This is a genomic window from Nonomuraea sp. NPDC049269, from assembly GCF_043197155.1.
In the GTDB taxonomy this organism is placed as follows: Bacteria; Actinomycetota; Actinomycetes; order Streptosporangiales; family Streptosporangiaceae; genus Nonomuraea.
Window position 1 is genome coordinate 25,414 of sequence record NZ_JBICSO010000010.1, and the last position, 23,674, is coordinate 49,087.

A 23,674-nucleotide genomic window follows, 5' to 3' on the forward strand; every position below is an offset into this window, starting at 1 on the left:
TCGCCGGCATGGCCGAGAACTCCTCGGCCGAAAAGTCCATTACGACGACGATGACCTCCGCCAAGGTGCGTCAGATGACGGGCCCGGATGGGCGCACGTAACCGACGAGGGGCAGGACCCATGGAAGCACGCATGAAGAGCGTGGCGAATCCCGACGTGATCACAGCGATCCAGCATCTCCACAAGGCGATTCACGCCGGTGGCGTCGACCCGCTCGTGCTCGAGCTGGTCCATCTGCGGGCCAGCCAGATCAACGGCTGCAGCCCGTGTGTGTTCGCCGGCGTCCAGTCGGCGAAGAAGCATGGAGAGACCGAGGAGCGGCTGCACAACGTGGTCACCTGGCGTGAGACCCCGTTCTTCACCGAGGAGGAGCGGGCAGCGCTCGCGCTGACCGAGGCTGCCACCCGGATCCAGGACGGCGCGCCGGGCGTGACCGACGAGATCTGGGACGCTGCTGCCACCCACTTCGACGAGAACCAGATGTCCGCGATCATCCTGAACATCGCCATCACCAACTTCTTCAACCGGATCAACCACACGATCCGGGAGCAGGCCGGCAAGACCTGGTGAAGGTGGGCGGGCGTCATCCGTCCAGAGGCCGCGGTGGCGACATGGCGAAGGACGTGATCGGCCAGCTCCACCGCTGACCGATCCAGCGCCACTTCCGGCAGGCCCCCGTCCTGGGCTCCCACCTTCGGGTGACCGCCGACAACCATCCCTTTGATGATCATCAGGGGCCACATGACGATGAGCAACGAACTAGTGGAACTGACCGTTACCGATGCCCGAGCCTGGCGGGAGTGGCTCAGCAGGCACCACGACAGCTCGGCAGGGGTGTGGCTGGTCCTCGCCAAGCAGAACACGACCCGGCCCACCAGCCTGACCTATGACCAGGCGCTCGACGAAGCCCTGTGCCACGGCTGGATCGATGGTCGGCTACGACCGCGGGATGAGATCACCTTCTGCCGGCGCTTCACCCCTCGCGGAAGGCAAAGTTCCTGGTCAGCGCGGAACGTTTCCATCGTCACCCGTCTGATCAGCGAGGGCCGGATGCATCCGGCCGGAATGACCGAGGTCGAACGCGCCAAGGCCGACGGCCGCTGGGACACGGCCTACGCGGGACAAGCCGACATCGAGGTACCAGCCGACCTGGCCGCCGCACTGGCCGCGAAACCCCAGGCACAAGCTATGTTCGACATCCTCACCTCCCAAAACCGCTACGCCATTCTCTATCGGATCGCGAACGCCAAACGCGCCGAGACCCGAGCCCGCCGTATCACCCAGTTCGTTGACATGCTCGCCCGCGGCGAGGCGATCCACCCACAAAAGCGCGCCCTCGGCAGTTGAATGCGCCCACTCCTCTCCCCGCCTCGCTCCTCCAAGCCCACGCACATGGTGGGTCGGCGGGCACAGGGCCGCGGCAGGGGTACAGGGTCCGCACCATAGGCGACCCGAGACCTTAGCCATAGAGCGCTGCGTTATCGCAGGTCAGCCCGCGCGAAGCTCCGCCGCGACCGCCCGCTCTCGCAGTTGAGTGGCCTCCGCGCGAGCCGCCTCCAGCTGAGCACGGGCATCCTCCAACCGAGCCCGCTCCAACTGCAACTCGCCCCGCAACCGATCCCGTTCGTCCGCCGTCTCCCGCGCCTGCGCGATCTCCGTGGCGGCCACCTCCCGAGCCTTCGCAGCATCGTTCAGGGCGACGGCCCGATCCCCCTGCGCCTCCGCCGCGGCACGTTCGGCGCTCTCCGCTCGCGCGACGGCCCGTTCCCGCTCCTGTCCAGCCGCCTCCGCCCTGGCCTCCGCCACCGCCAGGTCCCGCTCGGCCCGCTGCCTGGCCCGCCTGGCCTCCGCCGCCTCCTCACGTGCCCGCTCACACTCCGCCTTGGTCTCCGCCGCCTCCTTCCGCGCCTGCTGGGCGCGCGCCTCCCCATCCTTTTCCGCCCGTACCGCCCGCGCTTCGGCTTCTTTCCGCGCCTGTACGACCTGCGCCTCCGCCTCCTTCTCCGCCAGTGCCGCCCGAGCTTCCGCCTCCCTTTCAGCGCGTACGGCCTGCGCCTCCGCCTCAGCGACACGCCCGTCGGCCACTTCGACCCGCTCCGCCAGCTCCTGAACCGCCTGGTCCCTGGCCCGCTCGGTCAACTCCGCCTGCCGTACAGCCTCCTCGGCCCGCCGCTCGGCCAGCTCAGCCCGGCGCCCCGCCTCCTCGGCCGACAGCAGCGCCTGCCGTTCGGTGCTCGCCGCCTCCCGCAACGCGGCCAGCGCCTGCTCACGAGCCCGCTCCCCATCAGCCCGCGCCGTATCCCGCTCCGCCTCGGCCTCCTCCACCCGCAACCGCATCGCCCCAGCCTCCCGGCGCGCGTGCTCGGCGGCCTCCCGTGCCAGCCGTACCTGCTCGAACGCCTGCTCCCGCTCGGTGCGCGCGATGGCGACCCGGGTATGCGCCTCGGCTTGTACGGCACTCAGCTTCGCCTCGACCCCGGCCGGACTCAACTCCTGCGCCAGCGCCCTGGCCAGCGGCTCGATCGCGGCGGCCAGCCCACCTTCCATCCGGTCGTACAGCTGCTCAGCCCTGGCCAGCGCCCCCTCCAGCCCAGGCGTGGCGCGCCGCATCTCCCGCTCCCGCTTGGCGGCGGCCTGGCAGTCGCCTTCCGGGCAGTACGCCTTCGGCCGCCCCCTCCCCCGCCGCTGCTCGATCGGGGTCCCACAGTGCATACACGGCGTCACCGCGCCCATCTCAGCTGTCACACCCAGACTCTAGCATTTTCTATTTTCTAGAAATTCAAATTCAATAATTCTGATCTGTTGCGCGACGAGAGATCTTGCCAACTTGCGAGAAGGCAGAATTCTCGCAAGTTAGCGGTCCGGGCTTGAGAGACGTGTGTGTCCCGGCTGTGACGCGCAGGCTCGTTGGCAGCGGAAACGCTGATGTCCTGTCTCACGAGACCTGGCGTGTGTCTCAGATGGTTGGCGTGTTTCGTTGATCGGTCTCGCCTGGTTGGCGCGACGACCCGTCGGGGGAAGACTCCCCGTCTCATTAAGTTGGCTCCGAAGCGCGGAAGTCTCAGCGCAGTTGGCGTGAGTTGACGGAAGTCTCAGACATCTGGCGCAGCCACCCGATACATTGCGTCCTCATCTGGTTGCCAGCCGTACGGTGCGTGGTGGTGGTTCCTCTTGGTGGGGTTATCGACCGCTTAGGTCGACCGGGCAGGGTTTCACCTGGTTTTCCTGGATGAGGCGGGAGCCGAACAGCGAGCCTCGTTGGCGTCGAGCTGGAACATCCGGTTCGAGCGGGCGGCCGCGGTGCGGTCGTTCCCTTCCTTCCGCGGGCAGAGGAATTTCCCAGGCTGGTGGTGGTCAGCCACGACTGGCGATCACGTTGGTTATGAGTCCTGGGTCGAACGCGACGTGCTGATGATGATGGACTTCGACCGCGACATCATCTCCTTCGCGTCCCAGCCCTTCTGGCTGACCTGGGTCGCAGACGGTCAAGTACGCCGACATGCCCCGGACTACTTCGCTCGGAAACTCGACGGCCAGGGCTTGGTCGTGGACGTGCGTCCCGATGACCGGGTCGATCCAGCCGCGGCTGAGGCCTTCGCGGCGACGACGCTCGCCTGCGCAGAGGTGGGTTGGGAGTTCCGCCGGACAGGCGGGCCCGCCCCGGTATTGCGGTCGAATCTCCGCTGGCTCGCGGGTTACCGTCACCCCCGCTGCTATCGCGAAGAGATCGCCCAGGCGCTCCTTGAGACCTTCGCCGCTCCGACCGGCTTGCTCCACGGCGCCCAGATGGTGGGCGATCAGCTAATTACGCTTCCCGTGCTCTACCACCTGCTCTGGACCGGGCGGTTGACGGCCGACCTCGCGGCCGCGATCCTCAGCCCGGCCACCACGGTTCGCACCCGGGAGGGAAGATGAATCGGGCGCAGGCGCCGCGGCCGTCAGGGTTGCATATCGGAGACCGCATCATCTTCGAGAACGTCATGCACACTGTGGTCGGCTTGGCCGGCACCTTGGTGCGGATCGCCGCCGAAGACGGCAACACCGCGGTGGTGCACTTGCCGCACCTGATGGCCGACCCCACTTTTGAGCACCTGGGCGGTCCCGCCAAGGCTTGCCTGCCAGCAGGACTTCTGCACGGGCTGGCCGAGAAGGTCGTGGCACAGGCGTGTTGGTGGGAGCAGCACGTCGTCGAGATCTTGACCGGAGTGCGTCCGGATGCTCCTGCCGGCACCCCGCCCCGACCTGAATTCGACCCCGCCCAGCACACGCTTCGCGAACGCGACCAAGCCAAGGCTCTCGAGTTGGCTCATACGGGACGTGAGGGCGTCAGTTTGCGCACGGTCGAGCGCAAGCGCCAGCGCTATCAGGCTCAGGGGCTGGCAGGGCTGATCGACGGCAGACACGAGGGCGCGAGTGGACCATCGGGACGGGTGGATCCGCTGGTGGTGGCGGCGCTGACGAAGGCAATCGAGGAGGCTACGGACAGCTCCACCCGGACCGCGAGCTACTTCTACTGGAAGGTCGGCCAGGTCGTGGCTGATCGGCCTGACGTCCGAATGCCTTCCCGGGCGACCTTCTACCGCCTGTTTGATCGTGTCTCGCGCGGACGTCACATCACCGGCTCAGCTCGCACTCGTCGCTCGCTGGCCAGTCGTCCGGACGGGCCGTTCAGCCAGGTCACCGCTTTCCGTCCGGGCGAGTGGATGGAGATCGACTCCACTCCGCTGGACGTGCTGGTGGTCTTGGATGACGGCGTGGTCGGACGGGTGGAGCTGACTGGCATGGTGGACCTAGCCACCCGCACGGTCACCGCCGGCGTTTTACGACCGTCCACGAAGTCAGTGGATGCGACGCTCCTGCTGGCGCGAACGGTCACTCCCGAGTTGATGCGCCCAGGCTGGGCACAGGCGCTGTCCATGGCGCGATCGGTGTTGCCCTACGAACGCTTGATGAAGCTGGACGAGCGCCTGGAACACACCGCGGCCCGACCGGTGATCGTTCCAGAGACCATCGTCTGCGACAAGGGCAAGGTGTTCATCTCGGCGAACTTCCGCACGGCCTGCCGGATGCTCGGGATCAGCCTTCAGCCCGCTCACCCTCGGACGGGGACGGACAAGCCCCACATCGAGCGGACCCTGGAGTCGGTGGCCACACTGTTCGCGCAGTTCGTTTCCGGCTACACCGGACGCTCAGCGGAGTATCGCGGACGCGCCGTCGACAAAGAGCCGCTCTGGCCGCTGCGCCAGCTTCAAGATCTCCTGGACGAATGGCTGATCGCCAAATGGCAGAACCGGCCGCATGACGGCTTGCGCGACCCGCTCACTCCAGGTCAGGCGGCGACGCCGAATGAGAAGTACGCAGCCCTGGTGGAGGCGGCTGGATACGTTCCCGTCCCGCTGTCCGGGGACGACTACATCGAATTGCTGCCCGCCGTCTGGCGAGCCATCAACGCCTACGGGGTGAAGATCAATCACCGGATCTATGACGACGAAGCGCTCAAGCCACTGCGCAACCAGCCCTCCGGCGTCACCGCCCACAAGGACCTGTGGGAAGTGCACCACGACCCCTACGATGTCAGCCGGGTCTGGGTGCGCAACCACCACGACGGCGGCTGGATCGCCGCTTTCTGGCGCCACCTGCACAGCACCGCAGCTCCCTTCGGGGAGATGGCCTGGGATCACGCCCGCGAGATCCTGGCCCGCCGCGGCCAGGACCGGCCCACCGAAGAGCAGATCGCCCAGGTCGTCAATGAGCTTCTCACCCGCGCCGGCCAAGGGCCTGCGCGGGCCGACACCGTCAAGGATCGGAAGGTCAGGGCACAGACCCTCGCCACGACCGATCCGTCCTGGCCACGCCCCACACCACCACCTCAGCAAAACGCCGAGCCCGAGCCCCTGGACGAGGACGACGAGCCATTGGCCGAGGTCATCCCCCTCGGCGTCTTCGACGCACATGAGGAGGCCAAACGATGGAGGTGACCGAAGGCCGCCGCGATCCCACCACAACGCTCGAGGGATGGCGGCGCTTCGTCGATGATCCACCTGCAAGATTCGAGCTGCTCACCCTGGAACAACGGGACGCGCTGAACGATGATCAGCGCTCTTCCTACAACGACACACGCATCACCTATCACTCGGAGCTGGCCGTGGTGGCCACCTCCACCGTTCGTGAGGTCGCCAAGCAGGGGCGCCTGCTCACCCTGCTGAACCGGCGAGAGACCAGTGCCCGCCGCGAAATGATCGTCTCTGGGCCTTGGACGACAGGCAAAAGCACCGCGATCAAGCAGCTGGGTCGCACCCACGAACTGATGGCCCGCGATCGCCATCCGGGTCGTCGAGAGCGCATTCCAGTCGTCTACGTGACGACCCCGCCGAAGGGGTCTCCGCGCAAACTGGCCATGGAATTCGCACGCTTCCTCGGCTTGCCTTCGGTCAAGAGATCAGCCAACACCACCGACATCGCCGACGCCGTCTGCCAAATTCTCATCGAGGCCCGCTGCGATCTGGTCCTGGTCGACGAGATCCACAACCTCAACCTCGCCACCAGCGCGGGCGAGGACATGTCCGACCATCTGAAGTACTTCACCGAGCACCTGCCCGCCACCTTCGTCTATGCGGGCATCAACGTTGAGCGCGAGGGACTGTTCACCGGGGTGCGTGGCAAACAGATCGCCGGTCGCTGCGTCCTCATCAACAGTAGGCCCTTCCCCTACCAGGCCGAATGGAAGGGACTGGTCGCCGCCATGGAAGGCGAGCTCCGCCTCCACCACCACAAGCCTGGCGCTCTCGTGGCGCTTTCCAAATACCTGCACCGCCGAACCGGCGGCATGATCGGCAGCTTGTCGCACCTGATCCGAGCCGGAGCCATCACCGCCATACAGGACGGCACCGAGGCCGTTACCCGCAAGCTTCTGGAGGAGATCCCGGTCGACCACGCTGCCGAGTCCGAAGGCGGCGACGCGACATGACCTCACCACCGCTCTTCATCTCCTGGAAGGCCCCGCCTTTGCAGCTCCTGCCGCGGCGGCCGGCACCGATCCTGGATGAAACCCTGGATTCCTATCTGAACCGTCTCGCCACGGCCAATCATCTCGAGCCGTCTTCGCTACGCGAGCTCCTGAGCGGCAGCAAGCTCAAGAGCGTCCCTGTTCCCCCTCACAGGCTGGCCCGCCTCACCGGCTATCCAGAACGATCGCTACGCTACGCGATCTTGGAGCTCTGCATCCCCGACGAGCTCGGCAGCATGAAACTCGACGGGCGGCCGCGGCCTGGTGAAGCTCATCAATGTCGCAGCTTCTGCGGATTATGCCTCCTCAAGCAGGACGTGAGCCCGAACAACGACAGTCCTGTCCGCTGGCATCACTTTGAAGACGTGATCTGCTGGCGACACCAACGCTGGATCGCCTTCAGCGGCGAAACTGCCGAACCACAGCCGCGACTTCATCACGTTGAGGACGTTCTTCACGCCAACCGTCAGCATCGCAGGCTGTGTCGACGCTTTGGCCGAAAGGCCGTCATGACCGCCTTTCACGACGCGGACTACATCTTCTCCAGTTGGACAAGGGAGGGACGCCATCAAGAGCGCTTCGGCAAGCGCATGGCCACTCTGGCAGGTCAGGACTGGAAGCTGACAACGAACCAACACGGCCCGGCGCAGGCAGCAGGACGTTACCCCGAGGTCGTTGCCCTCACCCGTCTCCTTGTCATGCCTGTCTGGCGAGCCCTCGCCCTGTCGCGGAGGCCAGGCATGATCTTCAGCGTCGAGCCGGCCCTCCTCGCGGAGATCCGGCGAACGGTCGCCCGCGACTATGCCAGGCCAGGCCAGAATTGGAGCGCTTTTCGAAGCGACGCGCTTTATCTATGGATTGAGAACGAGCGCAAGAATGCCGCGATGATCCTTCGCCAGGCTAAGACCGCGACGAAGAAGGACGCATGGTTCCCTGGCCTCGCAATTTCGTGATCACTAGCAACACACCTTCGAGTGCACGGCCACGGGTGGCTGCAGCCCGGCTGGTCCGTTTACGATCATCGAACCATTGTTCACGACGATCAGCCGGAGGCCACATGACAGTCAGCGGTTCACGTTCGAAAGCCTTGGCGTTCGTCGGCGTCCTCACAGCCGCGGTCGTCGTGATAGTAGCAATCGTGGCCTTCCGCGGCACCGACGACCAGCGATTTATCCGCTCGGCGGCAGAGATGGAGGCGTTCGCCCGCACAATGAGGGACGGCGACCGACTCGGCCCCCGCACCGTCGGCGGGATGGACTTTGAGGAGGTCCGCCGCGAGCACGGCGTCGTCGTCTTCCAACAAGGCGAGGCGTTGGCCAGCCCCTACGGCTACGCCTGGAGTCCGCAGGGCGATCCAGCCCCAATCCTCGAGGACATGGAGTGGTCGGAAGACCACATCGATCACTATTTCGAGCACCTGGAGGGCGCCTTCTACTCCTGGCAGGGAAGGCGCTGACACGCAGCCGGACCCCAGGGCGAGGGACCAGACGCAGTGCCTGCCACAGCCGCGTTGAACACCGCAGCTTTCCATGATCACGCTCCAGGCGATCTGAGACATTCGACCTGCCACGCCATGATCCTGAGACGGCCATCACCCTGAATGTCTCAGTCGACTTGGCGTCCACCAGGTCACGCCTTCTCCCGCACGCCAACTCAATTGAGAAGGGACAGCCACGAAGCTGTCCTGGGGCTATGCCACGACGTGTCAGTTGAGACTTGTCATCTAGTTGTCCTGCGGGTTCGTCATCACCTGTCACCGGTTTGGTCGCTTCTTGTCACGCGGGCACGGCCACTCGTGTACATGATTGCCCCAGTTTTTGAACTTTTGACCAAGTTCTCATGGGAGTGCAAGGCATGCTGTCGCGATTTCCATTGGGGCGCCGAAACTAGCCAGGCAATTCGATTGTAGAGCGCCCTTCTTCTCTTTACGCCTTTGGTAAGTGAATGTGCAAGCACCCCGATCTATTGGTCCGTTCGGATGTTGAATTCTCGTGGCCGAATATCCGAGAATATTTCATCTTTATTGTCGCCGGAATCGAGGCAGGGCTCTGACCTGCGACGCAAAGGCTTGCCAGCGTGTTCAGTGGCAGGTGCAGGGCTTTCTTGATTTTTTGACTCACGCATGTTTCCTGGAGCCGTAGATCACGGCGTACGCGCATTGCGCCCCGCGAGCGTGACAGATCACGACGATCCTGAGGACAGTTCGGTGACCAAGCGGTGCCCGACCTGCAGGTTCGTCATATAGTGTCCGCGCCCTTGATCCACACACGGGGTGCCGATCTTCGCGCGCCCCACGCCTGGGATACACCTCAGGCAGCGGCGCACCAGTCCGGAATGGGGAGTGCGGCGCAGTTCGAAGGTTCCGCTCTCCCAGCACGACACCCACGGGACCGGATAGCCCCGCTCACGCGGCAAGGCGGCCACCGCCTCGGCCTACCTCTCGCCAGCAGCGGCAAGTGCGAGACCCAGATCCTGCCCACCGGCACACCGCAAGAAGCCCTCGACTGCGCGCCTGCGGCCTCTACCTCAGCGACTGACCCTCAAAGAACTTACGGGCAGGACCACTTAGCCATCGTGCAGGAGAACAGCCGAACTCCAGGGCCAGGGCGCTGGAGATGGGCAGGCCGCAGCGAATGCCGGTGAGTGTGGGGGTGATGAGCTGGGCCGGCGAATCTCTCAGCACCAAAAGTCGAAGGAGTAGCCGGTTCGCAGAGAGAACCTGATAGGGCCGACTGTGCAGCCGTCCTCGGCCATATTGTTTCTCACATCAATGCAGCCCTGCTTGTCCCAGCCGCACAGATAACTTCTCACAGTGGCGACCATGCTTGCCTTTTCTGTGGTCGCGACCTCCGCAGAGGCGACGACCGGGGATGCTGCCGCAGCAAGGGCGGCCCCAACACAAATCACGAGCGTGCCGACGAATCGCTTTGACGATTGCATCGATATTCCTCCGCATTGGCGAGACACCCTGACAGGGCGAAGTCTGCCATGCGCCGCTTTCGCTGGCCTGTCGTGACGATGTCGCGAGAATTCCGCCAATAACCGCGACATTTCAAATGCGTCGATCGGCCGCCGCGGACTCCCTCGTAGGGATCCAGTTCGCCTCGATGACTCACGAGGTGGTCGTCCCTCCTGATCGGTTTCGGCTGATGGAGATTTCCGCCTGATCGTCCCGTTCATCTCGGGCGGGTGGCACGGCGCCCTACCCGAGACGCTCGGGCGGACGGCGGTTCCACGGGCCGCGATGGGACCGGGTCACTCCTCTCTGGGATTGGCGGGAGGCGTCCGCGCTGGTCAGATGGGTGCAGGCAGAGCGCACAGGCGCTGCCGGCAAGTCAGGAACGCCCCTCTTCGCGGCCATGTGGCGCTGGCGGCGGGTACGCGGGGGTGTGCGGGCACGGGCTCACCAGCGGCGGCGAGGAGCCGGACGTCCAGGACGCCGACGAGCCCGCGGAGGCGGTCGGCGAAGCGTTACCAGGCCGTGGGCTGGCCGTGATAATTCATCGGTCGATCGACACGTGACCTTTTTTACCATGCTCGTGATAAGCGACCGCGCGTGCTCCGTTTCCGCAGGTGAATGCGCCGTGCCCACCACGACGTGCCCGTCGTGGTGGGCGGGGCCGACTTCGATGACCCGAACAAGAAGCTCATCGGACTCTCCGACGACGACATCTGGCTCGATGGCTATGGACTGCTCGGTGATCACCGGGTCCTGGCCGCGGCAGGCATCGGCCTGGTTGACGGGTGGTGGTGGGCGTGGTCAGGGTGCGGGCAGTTCTCGGACCAGCCGCGACGTCCACGGGCAGAACATGAGTCCGGGCAGGAACGCGCCGCCCGCCTCGTCCAGATGCTCTTCAACGTAGGGGAAGGTGGCGACGCATACTTCGATGGACACGTCGAAGAAGTCGACCGTGTCGGGGTTGTAGTGGTAACTCCAGCGGGGGTTGTACGGGGCGGGCCTCTTCAGGATTCTCCCGACGACGTGGGGGTGGTGACGGTCATCGCATTCACGATCCGACACCGTAGGCGCCCGTGCCGTCGTCTCCTCGTCGGCCGCCCGCCAGCGTTCCAGGGCACGGCGGTCGCTCAGCTCCACCACCGGCAGCCTGGCCCCGCCCTTCTTCCCGTACGCCATCCGCCAAGCGTGTGCGGAATCAGCCGCGGGTCACCACCCGGGTTACGCCGACGTCGTACCGCTCACCTCGCTGCCAGGTAGGCTCGCCAGCCGCCGTGCGCCGTGATGTCGGTCGCACCGGCCAGGCCCTCCGGCGTGCACACGAAGCCGGTCACCGTGCTGCCGTCGGCCAGTTCGACCTGGCCGAGCGCGAGCGGCCGGGGAATCCCGGCGAGCAGGTCGCCCAGGCCGTCGGGTGGTAGTTCCCACACCTCGACCTCGATCGGCGCTCCGCCCTCGGCCGTACGGACGAGGCCCGGCTTGGGCGGGGTGGTCGGCAGGGCGTACAGGCGGTAGGCCGAGGTGGTGGTGGTGACGACGAGGCTGGCGCCGCGTTCGGTCAGCTGGTGATTGAGCGGCTGGTCGCTGAGGTGAGCGCCCACGACGGCCAGGCGCAGCGGCAGGCTGAGCGTTTCGGCGACCGCCGCCAGGTGGTCGTCGGCGTGTGCACGGCCCAGCAGCATCACGCCGAACGGTCGCCCGCCGACCGTGCCGGCCGGTACGGCCAGGGCGGACATGCCGAACAGGTTGGTGGAGTTGGTGAAGCGGCCGAGTCGGGAGTTGGCGGCCAAAGGCTCGGCCGCCACCTCGGCGAGCGTCGGATGGCCGGGGGCCGTGGGCAGCAGGAGGGCGTCCGCTTCCCCGAGATTCGCCATGGCCTGGGCTCGCAAGCCCGCGAGGGTTTCCCGGTCGGCGAACAGGCGGTGCGCGGGGAGCGCGGCGGCGGACATGATGATCCCCGCGACGGTGGGGTCCAGGTCGGGACCGCCCTTGGCGACGAACTCGCCGACCGCGTGGTAGCGCTCGGCGACGAAGGCGCCCTGGTAGAGCAGGTCGGCGGCCCGCAGGAAGGGAGCGGGATCGATCGGGAGCAGTTCCACGTCGCGGAACGAGCGGGCGGCGCGCTCGAAGGCCGTCGCCCAGCCGGGGTCGAGCTCGCCGAGCGCGTCCACCGCCGGCACGGCCACCCGCCAGGGCCCCGGCCGTCTGGGCGGCCCGGCCACCTCACCGGCCGACCCCAAGACCGACCCCACGGCCGCCTCTCCAGCCGACCCCGTCGCCGGTCGGCCGGGCGACGCCGTCACCGGCGCGGCGGCCATGACGGCGAAGGCGCGGCGGGCCTCGGGCAGGGAGCGGGCGAAGACGGTGACGCAGTCGAGGCTTTCGCAGGCGGGCACGACGCCCTCGGTGGGGATGAGGCCGTAGGTCGGCTTCAGCCCCACGATCCCGTTGAAGGCCGCCGGGACCCGCCCGGACCCCGCGGTGTCGGTGCCGAGCGCGAAGTCCACGATCCCGAGCGCGACCGCGACCGCGCTCCCGGAGCTGGATCCGCCCGAGACATAGGAGGGGTCAAGGGCATTGCGGACCGCCCCATAAGGGCTGCGCGTCCCGACCAGCCCGGTGGCGAACTGGTCGAGGTTGGTCGTGCCGAGCAGTACCGAGCCCGCCGCGCGCAGCCGGGCCACCACCTCGGCGTCCCGCTCGGGCGGGTAGGCGTAGGAGGGACAGCCCGCCGTGGTGGGCAGGCCCGCGACGTCGATGTTGCCCTTGACCGCGAAGAGCGTCCCGGCCAGGGGCAGGGCAGGGTCGATCGCGGCGGCCTCCGCCTCGGTCTCCTCCTGCGGGCGCAGAGCGATCCATACCTCGGGCCGGTCCACCTCGGCGATGCGGGCATAGGCTCGCCGTACCCTGTCGACCGCGGCCGCCGCGCCGCATCCATCCTGCGTGGTCACGCCCGCTCTCCTCTCATCACGACCAGCGCGGTCCCGGCATCGACCTGGTCGCCGGGTTTGACCAGGACCCGCTCCACCACCCCGGTCACCGGGGCCACCACCACCGACTCCATCTTCATCGCCTCCAGCACGACCAGCTTGTCTCCCGCCTCGACCCGTTCGCCGGCCGTGACGGCCACCTGCCAGACACCGGCCGCGAACTCGGCCACCACCCCGCCCGCGAGAACCTCCGCCGAGGCGGGTGGCGCGTCGGCGGGCTCGGAGTCCCGGGCGAACTCGCCGGCGGCCTCCCAGGCGGCACGCTCGGTGGCGAAGGCCGCGGCCTGCTGTTCCCGGAAGGCGGCGATGGACGGCGAGTGGGCGTCCAGGAAGTGGCGATAGTCGGCCAGCGAGAACGAGCCGTCCTCGATCTTCAGCTCCAGCCGCCCGGCCGCCATGTCCGCCCGCAGGTCGAGCAGTTCCTGCGCGCCGACCGGGTACCAGCGGATGCGGTCGAAGAAGCGCAGCAGCCAGGGCGTGCCCTGCCCGTAGGTCGACCAGACCTGGACCGTGCGGCCGACGAACTGGTACCCGCCGGGCCCCTCCATGCCGTAGACGCACAGGTAGGCGCCGCCGATGCCGACGGAGTTCTCCGCGGTCCAGGTCCTGGCCGGGTTGTACTTGGTGGTGACCAGCCGGTGCCGAGGGTCGAGCGGGGTGGCCACCGGCGCGCCCAAGTAGACGTCGCCGAGTCCGAGCACGAGGTATTCGGCGTCGAAGACGGTGTCGTAGACGTCCTGCACACTGTCGAGCCCGTTGATCCGGCGGATGAACTCGATGTTCCACGGGCACCAGGGAGCGTCGTCCCGCACACCCGCCATGTAGCGTTCGATCGCCTCTCGTGTCGCCGGGTCGTCCCACGACAGCGGCAGGTGCACCGTACGCGAGGGGACCACCATCTCCTCGACGGGTGGCAGCCCGGCTTCGAGCTCCATCAGTACGTCCAGCAGCCGCTCCTGCGCCAGTACGGTCGGATCGAGGTGGACCTGGAGCGAGCGGATGCCGGGGGTGATGTCCACGATGCCGGTCAGCCGGGTCGCCGCCACCGCCTCGGCGAGGGCGTGCACCCGCATGCGCAGGGCCAGGTCGAGCTCCATGGGGCCGAACTCGACGAGGAGGTTGTCGTCGCCGCTCCGCCGGTAGGTGACGTCACCCCGGCGGGCCAGCACTCCTCCGTCACCGGGCCGGCCGACCGTTGAGGGCAGGCGGACGAAGCGCAGCGTGTCACCCGGCCGCAGCTGGCCGAGTTTCCATCGCTCGCCCGTCACGACGGTGGCGGGGCAGACGAAGCCGCCCAGCGAGGGCCCGTCGGGTCCGAGGATGACCGGCATGTCGCCGGTGAAGTCGATCGCCCCGACGGAGTAGGGGGTGTCGTGGATGTTCGACGGGTGCAGTCCCGCCTCGCCGCCGTCGGGCCGGGCCCAGCGCGGTTTGGGGCCGATGAGCCGGACGCCGGTACGTGCCGAGTTGTGGTGCACCTTCCATGTGGTGGCGTAGAGGTCGGCGATGTCGTCGTCAGTGAAGAACTCGGGCGCGGCGTGCGGCCCCTCCACGACGCCGATCTCCCAGGTGCCCGGCTGCCAGGCTCCGGTGGTTCCGGTGAACCCCCGGCGGACCGTACCGCCGCGCAGCACGTCGCCCGCGCGCAGTGCCCGCCCGCCGTGACCGCCGAAGTTGCCGAGCGTGAAGGTGGCGGCGCTGCCCAGGTAGGCGGGCACGTCCAGGCCTCCGGCGACCAGCAGGTAGGTGCGCATGCCGGTCGGCGGGGCGCCGATGTCGAGCGTGGCGCCCGCCGCGACGGTCACCGTCTCCCACATCGGGATGGGCGTGCCGTCGAGGGTGACGGGAGCGGGCGCGCCGGTCACGCAGAGCGTGGTGGCGTGGGTGAAGCGCAGCGCCGGACCCTGCAGAGTGCACTCCAGCCCCGGTGCGCCCGGCTCGTTGCCGAGCGCCTGGTTGCCCAGGCGGAAGGAGCGGTCGTCCATCGGGCCCGACGGCGGCACGCCCACCTGCCAGTAGCCGGTGCGGCCCGGCCAGTCCTGGACCGTGGTCAGCACGCCGGGCCGGATGACCTCGATGCGCCGCGAGTCGTCGCCGATCCCGGCGAGGGTGGCGGTGTGGTGCGTGGCCGCCAGTACGGCGGGGTCCTCGACGACCGCCCGCAGCAGGGCGAGGTTGGTCTCGACGCCGTCGATCCGGGTGCCCGCGAGGGCCGTGCCCAGCCTGGCCAGCGCCGTCTCGCGGTCGGGCCCGTACGCGATCACCTTGGCCAGCATGGGGTCGTAGGAGGTGGTGACCACGGTCCCGGTCTCGATCCAGGTGTCCACGCGGACGTCGGCGGGGAAGTCCACCCGGGTGAGCAGCCCGGCGCTCGGCCGGTGGTCCTTGCTCGGATTCTCCGCGTAGACGCGCGCCTCGACCGCGTGGCCGCGCGGCCGCGGCACTCCCGCCTCCAGCGGCGAGCCGTCCCCCTGCGCCAGCCGCAGCATCCATTCGACCAGGTCGACGCCGTAGCGTGCCTCGGTCACCGGGTGCTCGACCTGCAGGCGGGTGTTGACCTCCAGGAAGTACGGCAGGCGCCGCACGGGGTCGTAGATGAACTCGACCGTCCCGGCCGATCGGTAGCCGATGGACTCGCACAGTCGAACCGCGCTGTCGGCCAGCAGGTCGCGTACCGAGTCGGGCAGGCCGGGGGCGGGCGCCTCCTCCAGCACCTTCTGGTTGCGGCGCTGCAGCGAGCAGTCCCGGTCGCCGAGGGCCACGACGCGCCCCCGGCCGTCGCCGAACACCTGCACCTCGACATGGCGGGCACCTTCGACGAGCCGCTCCAGGAACACTCCGGCGGTGGCGAAGTTGGCCGCGGCCACGTGCTGCACGCTCTCCCACGCCTCGGCCAGCTCGGCCGCGTCGCGGCAGGCCCGCATCCCGATCCCGCCGCCGCCTCCGGTGGCTTTGAGCATCACCGGGTAGCCGATCCGCTCGGCGGCGCTGCGCGCGTCCGCCAGGTCGGCGAGGAGTTCGGTGCCGGGCAGCAGCGGGACGCCCGCCGCGTGGGCCGCGGCGCGGGCGGTGTGCTTGGCGCCGAACAGCTCCAGCTGCTCCGGGGTGGGGCCGACGAACGCCATGCCGGCCGCCTCGACCCGGCGCGCGAAGGCGGCGTCCTCCGACAGGAAGCCGTAGCCGGGGTGGAGCCCGTCGGCGCCGGAGGCGATCGCGGCCTCCAGCACCCGGTCGGCGTCGAGGTAGCTGTCCTTGGCTGGCGCGGGGCCGAGCCGTACGGCATGGTCGGCCAGCCGGACGTGCGCGGCGCCGCGGTCGGGGTCGGAGTAGACCGCGACGGTCCGCAGGCCCATCCGGCGGGCGGTGCGGATGATCCTGACGGCGATCTCGCCCCGGTTGGCGACCAGAAGGGTCATGCTCACTGGATCGTGATCCTCACCGGGGTCGGGTCGAAGCCGTTGCACGGGTTGTTGACCTGCGGGCAGTTGGAGATGAGCACCAGGACGTCGGTCTCGGCGCGCAGCGTCACCCGCAGGCCGGGGGCGGAGATGCCGTCCACGATGCCGAGGACGCCGTCGGCCTCCACCGGGACGTTCATGAACCAGTTGATGTTGCTGACCAGGTCGCGTTTGCCCAGGCCGTGCCGCAGGCCCTCGGCCAGGAAGTTCTCCACACAGGCGTGCTGGGACCAGGTGTGCTGGCCGTAGCGCAGGGTGTTGGACTCCTTGGAGCAGGCGCCGCCGAGCGTGTCGTGCCGGCCGCAGGTGTCCTCGACGACGGTCAGCAACGGTGTGTGCTCGTTGGACAGCAGCACGGTGCCGGTGGTCAGGAAGACGCCGCCCTGGGCGTGGACGGTGTCCTGGGCGCTGTAGCGCACGGCGGTGTCGTGGGCGTCGTAGATCAGGCAGTCGACGGCCTGGTTGCCGCCGAGGTCGGTGATGGTCAGGTGCCGGCCGGCCCGGACCACCGAGGACCAGGGAGCCCGGGCGGGAACGGTCACGTCGGTCATCACATGCCCCTGGCGGTGAGGTGGTCGGCGGTGTTCTCGAAAGCGCGGCGGCCTTCAGGAGTGGCTGCCCAGAGCGGGTCACCGGGCGCGGTCGGCCTGCCGGGCGAAGCGGCGACCTCCAGCGGGCCACAGTGGTAGCCGGGACGAGGGTCGATCGGGTGGGCGGCGTTGGCGATGAGGACGGTTACCGGCATCTCCAGGCGGAGCGTGATGCTCGCGCCGGGGCCCGCCGAGCCGGTGAACTCCAGGCGTCCCGACTCGGGATCGACGCGGACGCCCTGGAAGAAGGAGATGGAGGGCGGCAGGTCGCGCGGGCTCAGCCCGTGCTTGGCCGCGGCCAGCGTGAACAGCTCCCGCCCGGCGGGCGAGCTGCTCTGCGGGGCGCCGTCGCCGTAGCGTTCGGTGTTGCGACGCAGCGTGGAGACGCCGCACAGGGTGTCGGCGGGCGCGGTCGACTCCAGCACCGAGGCCAGCACCCGGCCCTGGTCGGACAGCAGCAGGTGCCCCGCGCCGGGGTAGGCGTTCCACAGGACCTTGATGGTGTCGGCGATGTTGAGCCGTTCCCAGGGCCGGTCGGTCACGTAGAGCAGCAGGTGGGCGCATGCGTCGCCGGTCGCGTCGGTCAGCGTCAGCTCCGTGCCACGGGCCAGGGCGCGGTGCGTGTAGTTGCCGCCCGCGACCGTCTCCGACCAGGTCAGGCCTGCTGGGGCCGGTACGCGTGGCATGGCCGGGACCACCGTGCCCTCCTGGGCACGGGCGTGCTCACGCGCGCCGTACGTGGTGGCTGTCGCCATCGGGCTCCTCCTTTATTTTCTGTCGCTTGACAGAAATTAAGATCGTGACGTTTCGCCCGCGAATCGCGGCTGTTTCATTTCTGTGAAACGGAGGGGTCCGCGGCCTGTGGAAGGATCGGTACGTGACCAGACGAGGGGTAGGACGTCCACGGGCCGTCGCGCGGCCCGAGACCGGCCTGTCCTCGCGCGAGGAGCTCCTGGCGGCGGCGGCGGAGCTGTTCACGTCCAACGGCTACAGCGCCACCACCACCCGGGAGGTGGCCGAGCGCGCCGGGGTCCGGCAGGCGACTCTCTACCACTACTTCAAGGGCAAGGAAGAGCTGCTCGCCGAGTTGCTGGAGAGCACGGTGCGGCCGTCGCTGGAGGCCGCGCGCCTGCTTGCCGCCTCCGACGCGCCCGCGGGGGCGCGGCTGTGGGCGCTGGCGCACCGCGACGCGGCGCTGCTCTGCTCCGGCGAGCACAATCTGGGCGCCCTCTACCTGCTGCCCGAAGCCGACCGGTTCCTCGACTTCCAGGAGTTGCGGACCGCGCTCAAGCAGGCCTACGCCGGACTGCTCGCACCGATCACCGCCGAGCTGCCGCAGAACGAGCGTGACATGCGCGCGGACCTGGTCTACTCCGTGGTGGAGAGCGTCATCCTGATCCGCAGGAACGCCTCCGCCCTCGCGGTCGAGGCGATGGCGGAGGCGGTGGCCGACGCCGCGTTACGTGTTGGCGGCGTCGGTGAGGGCGACCTCGCCCACCTGCGGGAGCTGGGCCGCGCGCTGCTTGGCGGTGGCTGAGCGCCGATACAGCAGGCCCGCCCCTACCGCCACGACCAGGAACAGCGTCGTGAACCACTGGAAATACCACTCACCGCTGGCAGGGGCATACACCTCGGCCCGCGGCCAGGCCAGGTTGACCGCCATGCCGACGCCGTAGACCACGGCCAGCACGTTGACCGGCAGGCCCCAGCGGCCCAGGGAGAACAGCGGCTTGCCGTTCTCGTCCACCCCCTCCGGGGCGCCGCCCCGCCACGACCCGCGCAGCCGCTGCCACAGCAGTGGCCCGGTCACCATCGCGTAGGCGATGTACAGGGCCACGATGCAGGTGGTGCCGATCGCGACGAAGGCGTCGGGCGAGACGAAGTTGATCGCCGTGACGAGGGCCGCCAGGACGCCGGTGACCAGGGCGGGGCCGGTCGGCATGCCGCTGCGGGGCGAGACCCGCCCCAGCCGCGCGGCGAAGGGCACCACGCCGTCGCGGGCCATAGAGAAGAGCATGCGGGTCGCGGAGGTCTGGATCGCCAGCGTCGCCACGCAGATCGCCACGACGACGTCGGCCAGCAGCAGTTTGCCCACGCCGTCGCCGAGGGTGCTGGTCAGCACGTAGGACAGGCCCTCGGTGGCCAGGTGGCCGTCGGTGAGGCTCGGCGCGGCCAGCAGCGCGGCGAAGACGATCAGGCAGGCGAGTAGCCCGGCCGCGCCGAGCGCGGTGATGATCGTGCGCGGCGCGACGGTGGACGCCTTGCGGGTCTCCTCGCTCAGCTCGCCCGCGCTGTCGAAGCCGATGAACACATAGGACGCGGCGAAGGCGGCCACCAGCAGCGCGGCGAAGGCGCCGCCGGGCAGGCCCGTCTCGAAGGTGATGGTGGGCGAGCGGTCGGCGTGGGTGAGCAGCAGGACGACGATGAGGACGGCGCCGATGATCTCGGCGGTGACCCCGACGACGTTGACCCGGGCCATGATCTTGTTGTCGAGCAGGTTGACCGCGGTGGTGACGGCGAGCAGGAGCAGGCCGAACAGCGCGGCGTTGGCCGCGCCGTCCGCCGACACCGGCGAGGGGTCGGTGCCGATCAGCTGGAAGCCCGGCCAGATGGCCGGGAGCACGACCTGCAGGGCCAGCGCCGCGGCGGCGATCACCACGACCTGGCCGAGCACCATGATCCAGCCGGCGAACCAGCCGAACGTGGGACTACCCATGCGGCTGGACCACTGGTAGATGGCCCCCGAGATCGGGTAGCGCGCGGCCAGTTCCGCGAAGCAGAGCGCGACCATGAACTGGCCGGCCAGCACCAGCGGCCAGGTCCAGAAGAACGCCGGGCCGCCGAAGGAGAAGCCGAGGCCGAAGAACTGGAAGACCGTGGTGAGGACCGAGATGAAGGAGAAACCGGCCGCGAACGAGGCGTAGCGGCCCATGCTGCGGTGCAGTTCCTGCCGGTAGCCGAACTTTTCGAGGACGCTCTCGTCGGCGGAAGGTGAAGACGCCATGGGCACTCCCGAGGGGGCAATTTCTGTCGATTGACAGATAATTAGTCTCGGTCTGTTGCCTCCACATGTCCCTGCAGTTCCCCAGCGGTAACGCTGCGCTCACATCAGCAGGTGCGCGGCTGGTCAGCGGCGCGTGTCGCACGCGGGGTCAAGCTTTGTAGGCGCTCGTCAGGCGTGACCGCGACGCCTCGAGGAGTCCCCGTAGCAAACGGCGAAAATCCAACGTATCGAGGCCTGACCTGGGGGTTCTCGCGTTCCACGGTTCTTGTTGATCATCTCCGCTACGGTTCGCCACGAACTGGATGATCTGTGACTCGTGGAGTGGCTGATTTGACAACATGATCACCTCATCTGATACGTACGGTACTTGCGCTCAGGGGTAACGCTTCATGTCCAGACCGCGTCCGGACAGAGTTCGCGTGCTCCGTCCTCGGTGATGAAGACGGGGCCGCCGATCATCGCGGTCTCCCCGCCAGGACGACGCACTGCTACGTGGACGGCGACGACGGCACCTGCGGTGACGGTCCGACCTGTGCCGTGGAGCAGGCGTGGGTGCTCGGGGGTGTCGCAGCCCAGGCCGTGGCCGAAGTCGTACTCCTTGAAGGCGAGTAGCGCATGTTCGGCCAACATGGTGTCGCCGGCCGTGACGACCGCGTCCACGGGGTTGCCGGGGCGCAGCGCGTCGATCAGCGCCGTCCGTGCCGCCCGGCACGCGGCGATTGCCCGGTGATCCACAGGGCGTGACGGGATCGGGGGAAGGGTGGTGTTGACGTGCATGAACGCGCCCGCGGCGTACAGGCTGACCTCCAGGCCGACTGGCTGGCCTGGAGCGACCACGGCGCCGGTCGCCTCGGTGATCACCGCGCCGTCTCCGATGCCGACCAGGCACAGGCAGCGCAGCGCCCCTGCGGCGCGGGCCGCTGCCTCGACCCGTGCGGCGATCTCGTAGTCGCTCATGCCGGGAACCGCCACGTCTCCCGCGGCGCGTAGCGCCAGGTCGCCGATGTGTGCGGCGTGTGTGAGGAGCTGTCGTTCGGGGTCGGTCTTGTGCTGGCGTGCTTCTGCGGCCCACGCGACCAGATCGACAGGGTCGAGGTTCCGGCTCCTCAGCCCCTCTAGCAGGGCGGGGGTTCTCTCGTCGATGACGAGGTCGCCGGCCAGGAGGCCGATCCTTTCGACGTCGGCCGGGATCAGGTCGAGCGGTGAGGACATGGGGACCGTGTGCAGCCCGCTGTGTTGGGCGCGCTCCACCTCGAAGGGGAATTCCACGCCCAGCACGGGCTCACCTGTGGTGGGCATCCACAGTGCCGCGCTGTTGGAGATGAATCCTGGCGCGTATCCGGTCAGCCACGTGACGGCCGACCGTCGGCGGGAGTACACCAGGGCTCCGCGCAAGCCCAGTCGGGCGAGGTGGTCGCGCAGGTGGGCGCGCCGGGTGGCGGCCGCCATGGCGATGATGTCCTTGAGGGATTCGGTGGGAGCAGGGAACCTCATCACAGCGTGGATTCACCTCGCAGGGCGCTCGCGGCCCTCTCGACATCGGAGTTGTTGTTGAAGTAGTGGAAGCCGACTCGGAGTCGGTCGCCGAGCAAGGTCGCCCGTACACCGTCTCGTGCCAGTTGGGCGCTGACCGCGGCTGGATCGGTCACGCGCACCACGGCGATGTGGCTCTGGCCGCTGCCGACGGCGGCGCCGGCGTCGATCGCGCGGGCGCGAAAGTCGGCGGCGAGCTGTACACAGTGCCGTTCGACCTGCTCGGCGTCGAGGTCGAGCAGGAGGTCGAGCGCGGGCAGGGCGCCGATCCAGGACAGCCAGGCCGGCGAGGTGTCACAGCGGGCGGCGCCGCGGGCGGGGACGAACGGTCCGCCGAAGTATCGATGCGGCGGGTCGGTCGACTTCCAGCTCGGCAGCAGGGGGATGAGTTCCTCGGTCAGCTCCGGCGTGGTCGCCAGCCAGGCGGTGCCGCGGGGGCACAGCATCCATTTGTAGCCGTGCACTGCGAGGTAGTCGGGGCCTACCTTGCCCATGTCGAGGCGGAGGGCACCAAGTGACTGGGTCGCATCGACGAACAGACGGGCACCCACATCGTTCGTGGCCTGGCGCAGCGCCATGAGGTCGGCTCGGTGGCCGTCGACCGACAGCACATCGCTGATGGCGAGCAGGACGGTGCGCGTGTCGAGAGCGGCCACGATGTCCTCGGTGCGGGTGCGGCCATCCCGGGCCGGTATCAGGACTATCTCGTGGCCGGTCCGCTCCAGTTGCTGCCAGGGAAACAGGTTGCTGCGGAACTCTTGGGCGGGCACGATGATCCGGCCGGGCGGCAGTGACTTGGCGACGGTCGCGGCTGCTTCGGCGACTGAGCCCATGAGGGCGATCTGCTCCTCGGCGATGCCCAGCAGCCGGGCGATGGAACCCTTGCTCGCGGCGGGTGCGCGGTCCCACTCCGCCCAGTCGAACTCCCCGTACAGCCACGCGTCCATGGCGGACTGCAGCGCTCGCACGACACCGAGCGCTGCCGGCGGGCTGGCTGGTGTGTCCAGCCAGACGTGGCGCTGCAACGCGGGAAAGTGTGCGCGAAACTGCTCCGAGCTGAGCATGTGATCCTTTCTGTCCGGATGATGGCTGCGACACCTGTTCGGTGCTTCGCAGCATGACCCTTTCGTGGGCACCAGCCCCAGTTGGCGGCGAGTCTTTTCGCTATAGTCGAAAAATCGAATCGACAGTCCTAAGGTGTGCCTGGCCTGCGGCTTAGCGTGTGACCATAGGGGCCGACCATGGTGGCGGCCTTTCGCGAAGAGGGCACCCGCCGGTGCCCCTTCTATGGGCCAGCCTTCTCTGGGAGCGCATCATGACCGACCCAGTCGTATCGAGTACGGCCACCGAGGACGACGAGGATGGCGTCCTGCAGACCTTGGTACGTGGGCTCGATGTGTTGTATGCCGTCGCGGACATGGGCGGCGGGGCCACGGCCAAGAGCCTCAGCCGGCACCTCGACCTCAGTCTGGGCCGCTGCTACCACATCTTGAGGACGCTTAAGACGGCGGGTTACATCGTGCGGCTGCCTGGTGGAAGAGTTGACATCGGCGCGCAGGGCGCCTCGCTGGGACGGCAGTTGCGTGCGCGGTTCGAGCCGCTGCCCGAGCTGTTCGCGGTCCTGTCCCGGCTGCACAGCCGGACGCGGGAAACCTCCTATGTCAGTGGGTGGCACCATGGCGTCATCACGCTCTTGCAGTTCATCGCCGGCGAGCAGGCGCTCAGTGTGCGCGGGCTCGACGTGGGCTACACCGGCAACATGCACGCTCGGGCCTCCTGCAAAGCGGTGCTCGCCCATCTGCCGCATGAGCAGATCGACATCATGTTCCGCGGGGTCGACCTCCGACGGCTGACTGCCCACACCCACTGCGACGCCGACAGCTTGACGGTGGAGCTGGGCAATGTCCGCAGACAGGGCTACGCCCTCGACTTGGAGGAGTTCAGCGACGGCATCTGCTGCGCGTCGGCCGCTTACTTCGATCATGACGGCGCTCCCGCCGGCTCGTACACGGTCTCGGTGCCCGTGACGAGGTTCAGGACCTCTCAGCGTGAGCTGGTCGCTGCGGTGCAGGAGGCCGCCGCGATCGCGACGAACCTCCTGCGCACTCATCGCCTCACGGTGCCGTGCCGGGACTGA

The 23,674-nt window shown here is 68.3% G+C and carries 18 protein-coding genes; 9 read left to right on the forward strand and 9 right to left on the reverse strand.

The window, feature by feature from the left end:
• Positions 1–120 precede the first annotated feature (120 nt).
• Together ACGFNP_RS46400 and ACGFNP_RS46405 are read left to right on the forward strand one after the other, a co-directional pair.
• On the forward strand, positions 121–570 hold the full coding sequence (locus ACGFNP_RS46400) for a carboxymuconolactone decarboxylase family protein (protein ID WP_031171213.1): 450 nt from the start codon (positions 121–123) through the stop codon (positions 568–570).
• 153 nt (positions 571–723) lie between these two features.
• Positions 724–1,347 carry a YdeI family protein gene (locus tag ACGFNP_RS46405; RefSeq protein ID WP_393329402.1) on the forward strand — a complete coding sequence of 208 codons (624 nt, stop codon included), beginning with the start codon at positions 724–726 and terminating at the stop codon, positions 1,345–1,347.
• A 141-nt stretch (positions 1,348–1,488) separates the two neighbouring features.
• On the opposite strand, the gene ACGFNP_RS46410 is transcribed toward ACGFNP_RS46405, so the two are convergent.
• Positions 1,489–2,745, reverse strand: coding sequence for a hypothetical protein (locus tag ACGFNP_RS46410; protein ID WP_393329404.1), 1,257 nt, complete (start codon positions 2,743–2,745; stop codon positions 1,489–1,491).
• A gap of 513 nt (positions 2,746–3,258) precedes the next feature.
• Here ACGFNP_RS46410 and ACGFNP_RS46415 point away from each other — a divergent pair.
• The 5 genes from ACGFNP_RS46415 (at position 3,259) to ACGFNP_RS46435 (ending at position 8,462) form a co-directional block, all read left to right on the forward strand.
• Positions 3,259–3,915, forward strand: coding sequence for a TnsA-like heteromeric transposase endonuclease subunit (locus ACGFNP_RS46415; protein ID WP_393329405.1), 657 nt, complete (start codon positions 3,259–3,261; stop codon positions 3,913–3,915).
• The gene (locus ACGFNP_RS46420) at positions 3,912–5,978 is read left to right on the forward strand and encodes an integrase (protein WP_393329407.1); all 2,067 of its coding nucleotides are present in this window, start codon (positions 3,912–3,914) and stop codon (positions 5,976–5,978) included. Before ACGFNP_RS46415 ends, ACGFNP_RS46420 begins: the two co-directional genes overlap by 4 nt.
• Positions 5,969–6,967 (forward strand): ATP-binding protein, encoded by a 999-nt coding sequence (locus ACGFNP_RS46425; protein ID WP_393329409.1) that lies wholly within the window; start codon positions 5,969–5,971, stop codon positions 6,965–6,967. Before ACGFNP_RS46420 ends, ACGFNP_RS46425 begins: the two co-directional genes overlap by 10 nt.
• Complete coding sequence (locus ACGFNP_RS46430; RefSeq protein WP_393329410.1) at positions 6,964–7,959, forward strand: TniQ family protein; 996 nt, start codon at positions 6,964–6,966, stop codon at positions 7,957–7,959. The genes ACGFNP_RS46425 and ACGFNP_RS46430 overlap by 4 nt, the downstream gene beginning before the upstream one ends.
• Before the next feature lie 104 nt (positions 7,960–8,063).
• A complete protein-coding gene (locus ACGFNP_RS46435) occupies positions 8,064–8,462 on the forward strand; it encodes a hypothetical protein (protein ID WP_358341705.1) in 399 nt (132 codons plus the stop codon).
• 2,304 nt (positions 8,463–10,766) lie between these two features.
• Here the strand turns inward: ACGFNP_RS46435 and ACGFNP_RS46440 are convergent.
• The 5 genes from ACGFNP_RS46440 to ACGFNP_RS46460 all read right to left on the reverse strand — a co-directional run bounded on the left by ACGFNP_RS46440 (position 10,767) and on the right by ACGFNP_RS46460 (position 17,755).
• Positions 10,767–11,141, reverse strand: coding sequence for a calmodulin (locus tag ACGFNP_RS46440; RefSeq protein WP_393329411.1), 375 nt, complete (start codon positions 11,139–11,141; stop codon positions 10,767–10,769).
• Positions 11,142–11,203: 62 nt separating this feature from the next.
• On the reverse strand, positions 11,204–12,913 hold the full coding sequence (locus ACGFNP_RS46445; protein ID WP_393329412.1) for an allophanate hydrolase: 1,710 nt from the start codon (positions 12,911–12,913) through the stop codon (positions 11,204–11,206).
• Positions 12,910–16,368 (reverse strand): 5-oxoprolinase/urea amidolyase family protein, encoded by a 3,459-nt coding sequence (locus ACGFNP_RS46450; protein ID WP_393330105.1) that lies wholly within the window; start codon positions 16,366–16,368, stop codon positions 12,910–12,912. The genes ACGFNP_RS46445 and ACGFNP_RS46450 overlap by 4 nt, the downstream gene beginning before the upstream one ends.
• Positions 16,369–16,370: 2 nt before the next feature.
• Positions 16,371–16,961 (reverse strand): urea amidolyase associated protein UAAP2, encoded by a 591-nt coding sequence (locus ACGFNP_RS46455; RefSeq protein ID WP_358038926.1) that lies wholly within the window; start codon positions 16,959–16,961, stop codon positions 16,371–16,373.
• Positions 16,961–17,755 (reverse strand): urea amidolyase associated protein UAAP1, encoded by a 795-nt coding sequence (locus ACGFNP_RS46460; protein WP_358341699.1) that lies wholly within the window; start codon positions 17,753–17,755, stop codon positions 16,961–16,963. Before ACGFNP_RS46460 ends, ACGFNP_RS46455 begins: the two co-directional genes overlap by 1 nt.
• Positions 17,756–17,877: 122 nt before the next feature.
• Between ACGFNP_RS46460 and ACGFNP_RS46465 the strand changes: the two genes are divergently transcribed.
• Positions 17,878–18,537 (forward strand): helix-turn-helix domain-containing protein, encoded by a 660-nt coding sequence (locus ACGFNP_RS46465; protein WP_358038932.1) that lies wholly within the window; start codon positions 17,878–17,880, stop codon positions 18,535–18,537.
• On the opposite strand, the gene ACGFNP_RS46470 is transcribed toward ACGFNP_RS46465, so the two are convergent.
• The 3 genes from ACGFNP_RS46470 to ACGFNP_RS46480 form a co-directional block, all read right to left on the reverse strand.
• Positions 18,460–20,004: an amino acid permease gene (locus ACGFNP_RS46470; protein WP_393329414.1), complete on the reverse strand. Its 1,545-nt coding sequence runs from the start codon at positions 20,002–20,004 to the stop codon at positions 18,460–18,462. The genes ACGFNP_RS46465 and ACGFNP_RS46470 overlap by 78 nt on opposite strands.
• A gap of 387 nt (positions 20,005–20,391) precedes the next feature.
• A complete protein-coding gene (locus tag ACGFNP_RS46475) occupies positions 20,392–21,498 on the reverse strand; it encodes a M24 family metallopeptidase (protein WP_393329416.1) in 1,107 nt (368 codons plus the stop codon).
• Positions 21,498–22,601 carry an aminotransferase class V-fold PLP-dependent enzyme gene (locus tag ACGFNP_RS46480; RefSeq protein ID WP_358341690.1) on the reverse strand — a complete coding sequence of 368 codons (1,104 nt, stop codon included), beginning with the start codon at positions 22,599–22,601 and terminating at the stop codon, positions 21,498–21,500. The genes ACGFNP_RS46475 and ACGFNP_RS46480 overlap by 1 nt, the downstream gene beginning before the upstream one ends.
• A 251-nt stretch (positions 22,602–22,852) precedes the next feature.
• Between ACGFNP_RS46480 and ACGFNP_RS46485 the strand changes: the two genes are divergently transcribed.
• Positions 22,853–23,674, forward strand: a complete 822-nt coding sequence (locus tag ACGFNP_RS46485; protein WP_358341687.1) for an IclR family transcriptional regulator C-terminal domain-containing protein — start codon at positions 22,853–22,855, stop codon at positions 23,672–23,674.